General features: G+C 71.3%; 4 protein-coding genes. All 4 read right to left on the reverse strand.

Annotation, left to right across the window (positions count from 1 at the left end; all coding sequences use genetic code 11):
* Window positions 1-153: 153 nt before the first annotated feature.
* Window positions 154-966 carry an AAA family ATPase gene (locus tag NBX02_RS00670; RefSeq protein WP_250287431.1) on the reverse strand — a complete coding sequence of 271 codons (813 nt, stop codon included), beginning with the start codon at window positions 964-966 and terminating at the stop codon, window positions 154-156.
* Entirely contained in the window at window positions 966-1,238 is a 273-nt protein-coding gene (locus NBX02_RS00675) for a hypothetical protein (protein WP_250289543.1), read from the reverse strand. The genes NBX02_RS00670 and NBX02_RS00675 overlap by 1 nt, the downstream gene beginning before the upstream one ends.
* Window positions 1,235-2,653 (reverse strand): DDE-type integrase/transposase/recombinase, encoded by a 1,419-nt coding sequence (locus tag NBX02_RS00680; protein ID WP_445548182.1) that lies wholly within the window; start codon window positions 2,651-2,653, stop codon window positions 1,235-1,237. The genes NBX02_RS00675 and NBX02_RS00680 overlap by 4 nt, the downstream gene beginning before the upstream one ends.
* 106 nt (window positions 2,654-2,759) lie before the next feature.
* Complete coding sequence (locus NBX02_RS00685; protein WP_250287419.1) at window positions 2,760-3,380, reverse strand: helix-turn-helix domain-containing protein; 621 nt, start codon at window positions 3,378-3,380, stop codon at window positions 2,760-2,762.
* Between the last annotated feature and the right edge of the window lie 347 nt (window positions 3,381-3,727).

Consider the following 3,727-nt stretch of genomic DNA (forward strand, 5'->3'; position numbering starts at 1 on the left):
TGTTGGCCGACGCTCAGGATGCCGACGACGGCGACGGATCGTTTGCCGATGGCCGGATGATCGAACGCCCCGTCCCGGGGGTCTGGGGCGGGGCGTTCGTGGGGGTGCTGTCGCTGTGGTCGGTGTGCTGTCGTCGTGGTCGGCGGGGTGTTGTTAGTCGTCGGTGATTTCGGCGAGGGCGGCGCGGGCGGATTTCTCGTCGACGATCGCGTGTCCGGCGGCGTAGGCGGCGACGAGGGCTTGGACCGCGAGGTTGTTTACCGCTCGGGGGTAGCCCCGGGCGGTCGTGTGGATCAGGGTCATCGCGTCGTTGGAGAACAGGGTGTCGGACCGGCCGGCGAGGCTGATGTGGTGGCGGATGTAGCTGGCGGTCTCCTCGGGGGTCATCGGGGGCATGGTGTAGCGGATCGTGATGCGCTGCTCGAGGGCGGCGAGGACCGCCAGGCGCATGGTGCGGCGCAGGGTGGGCTGGCCGACGAGCAGGGTCGCGAGCGGGGAGTCGGAGTCGATGGCGTGGTTCGTGAGCATGCGGACGGTCTCGAGCTGGTCGTAGCCGAGTAGGTGGGCCTCGTCCAGGACGAGGACGGGTGTGCGGCCGCGTTCGTCGCGGGCGGAGGCGAGTGCTGCGGCTGACTGGGCGATCAGCCGGGAGGACAGGTTCGTGGGTGGGGCGCCGAACGCGGTCACGATGGCCTCGTGAATGCCCCGGACTCCTATCTGCGGGTTGCCAAGATAGATCACGGTGTGGCGGGACGGGTCGAGGTCGGCGAGCGCGGTGCGGACCGCGACGGTCTTGCCGGCGCCGACCTCGCCGGTGACGATCCCGATGCCGCGCTCCGCGATGCACCAGGACAACCGGGCGACGGCCTGGTTGTGGGCGTCGTGGCGGTGCAGCATGCCGGGGGCGAGGTCGCGGCTGAACGGGGTGCGGGTGAAACCGTAGTGCGCACGCAGCTTTTCGAGCATCAGAACGGTTCCTTGAGGGGGAGGGTGAACGCGGCCGGGTCCGGGGTGCTGTCACGGTCACGGCAATGGGTGGTGATCACTGTGGTGGCGAGGTCCTGGACGGTGACGGCGACGTGCAGGACGGTCTCGGCGATCAGGAGGTGGTCGTCGGTGAGGGCGGGGTTGACCAGGTCGCAGGCGGCGTGCGCGATGTCGGAGGCGGCGCGGGAGAGTGCGAAGGCCTCGGCGAGCAGGTCGGGGCCGATGCCGCCGGTGGCGTCGATGGCGCTCATGCGGCGCCCTTGCGCTGCGGGCCGGCTGGGTCGTCGGGGCCGGTCTGGCCCGGGGTGTCGGCGAGCGCCGCATAGTTGATCTTTTGGGTGAGGGTGGTGGTGTGGCGTTCCTGCACGAGGGCGAGATAGTCGATCTGTGTGGGACGGGCCGGTTCGGTCGGGGTTTCCGGGCGGGCCTTGGGATGGCTGTGCCGGGTGATCTCGAACGGGGTCGCGGTGCCGATGTCGGTGTTGCCGAGGCGCAGCGCGATGGTGGTCAGGTCGAACGGGTCGAAGACGCACTCGACGCGCTGGCCGGCAAGCCCGGCGGGGACCTGGTAGCGGTTGGCGTGCAGGGAGATCAGGCCGGTGCGGGACACGGTGCGGTGGGTGGACCAGCGGAACGCCTCGGTGAGCTCGTCAGGGGTGGCGTGGCGGAACGGGCCGCCGGTCTGCCAGCGGTGCAGCGGCGCGGCGCCGGTCTCGGTGTGGACCTGGCGGTGGTACTGCGCTTCGACCCAGGCCTGGAACTTGCCGTTGAGGTCGTCCAGGCTGGTCACGGGGCTGGCGGTCCCGGTGGGGGTGGCCTCGTCGGCGATCTCGACGAGGAACTGGCCCCGCACCGTTGCGAAGAAACGTTCGATCTTGCCGCGTCCTTCGGGCCGGTGCGGGGTGGAGTGCGCCAGCCGGATCCCGAGCTTCGCGCAGGCGCGCAGCAGCCAGGCGTCGGAGAACGCCGAGCCGTTGTCGACGTAGATCTTGGAGGGGATGCCGCGGGCGGCGAGCGCGGGGCGTAGCGCCGCGGCGAGCCGGACGGTGTCCTCCGCGTAGCCGAACCGGTAGCCGACGACCGCGCGGGAGTAGTCGTCGAGGAACGCGAACAGGTAGGTCTTCCGCCCGGCGATCTTGACTGCGTGCAGGGCGTCTCCCGTCCACAGATCATTAGGTGCTGCTGCCTGGAACGGGGAGAACACCTCCCGGCCGGTGGCCGCCGCGGCGAGCTGGCGGGTCCCGATGCCGGTGCGGGTGAAGAAACGCTGCAGCGTGCGCTCGGTCGGGGACCAGCCATGGGTGGCCACCAGGATCCGGCGGACCTGCGCGGCGGTGCGCTCGGGCCGCTCGCGTTTGAGCGCGCTCGCCAGCGCGAGGACGTCGGCCGGTGTGCGCGGCCCGGCCTGGCGCGGCGAGGGCACCAGAGCGTCGAACCCGCCCGACTTCCAGCTCCTGACCCATCTGTCCAGCGTCCAGCGGGTCACCCGCACCGGCCGGCCGTCCGGGTCGACGTGCTCCCGGGCGGCGAGCGCGCGGACCAGCACCCCGCGCTGCCTGGTCGTCAACGCCTCGTCGGCAAGATCGCGTATGAGCATGTAGCGGAACAGGCCGATCTCCCGGGCCCGTGCACGCCGGGCCGCCTCGTCGTCGTCATCCAGGGACACCGCCACCACCTCCTCGCAGGACCCCGCGACCGAAGTGATCACGGTTGTCCTCAGACTGGCGGCACCGCGGCCCGCCGCCCAGGGGCGCACCCATGTTGATCGACGATCACGAAACGGTCGTGATCATCCAGGTGGGAGACGGAGAGAGCAGCTGGCCGTTTGTGGCCCCGACCGCGATCGCCCACGGCGACACCGTGCCGAGCAGCGGCCACCGCGCCCCAACCGCCACCGTCGCCCCGGCGATCGCCGCGAGCGCATCGGCGAGCGGTGACCCCGCCGGCGCTGGTGCCACCGCGTCGACGCCGACCTCGACGAGCAGGCCCGTGAACACCCGGCGCACGTCACCGGCCCGGCCGGCGAACCGGCGCAGCCAGCCGCGCACCGTCGAGTGCGGCCGGCCGAGCCGGCGCGCGACGCCACGCGCGCCAAGCCCGCCGGCCGCCGCAGCCAACGCCGCCCAGATCACCGCCACCACATCCGCACGGCGCGCCAGCACCACCACCGGCAACAGCACATGCGTGCGTCCACAGCCCGCGCAGCGCGCCCGCCGGGGCTGTAGCCACAGCGTCGCCCAGCCGAGATCCCGCACCGGCCGCCGTATCGACCAGCCCCACCCACCGAGCACCCCGCCGCAATCCCGGCAGGCCAGCTCACCCGCCCGAAGCTGCCGCTCGACCACACCCCGGTCAGCATTTACCGTGAGCACCGCGCCCTCCAGGCGCCTCACGGCCCTTCCCCGGGTTTCCCGCCAAGGACTTTTACGGGGAAGGGCCGTTCCCCTGTCCCGACATCGCTCACAGTGACGCCGTTGACAAACCGGACACCCATCCCACGGTCACAAACCAGACATCACCATCCGCAGCGACCCGCTCGCCGCCACCCTCCGCCGTCGCCGCCCGAGGCCAGACACGCACCCACCCGAGGCATCACAGCGAAAGATCAGAAACGCTGTTCGTCGGCACGCTGTCGTCGCCCATGACCGCCCACCCCAACCCAACGCCAGCCCACCACCATCAGCCTGTCTCTTATACACATCTGACGCTGCCGACGACTAGTCGAGTGTAGATCTCGGGG

Origin of the sequence: Protofrankia sp. CiP1_Cm_nod1 (assembly GCF_920888515.1) — a bacterium.
Lineage (GTDB): Bacteria > Actinomycetota > Actinomycetes > Frankiales > Frankiaceae > Protofrankia.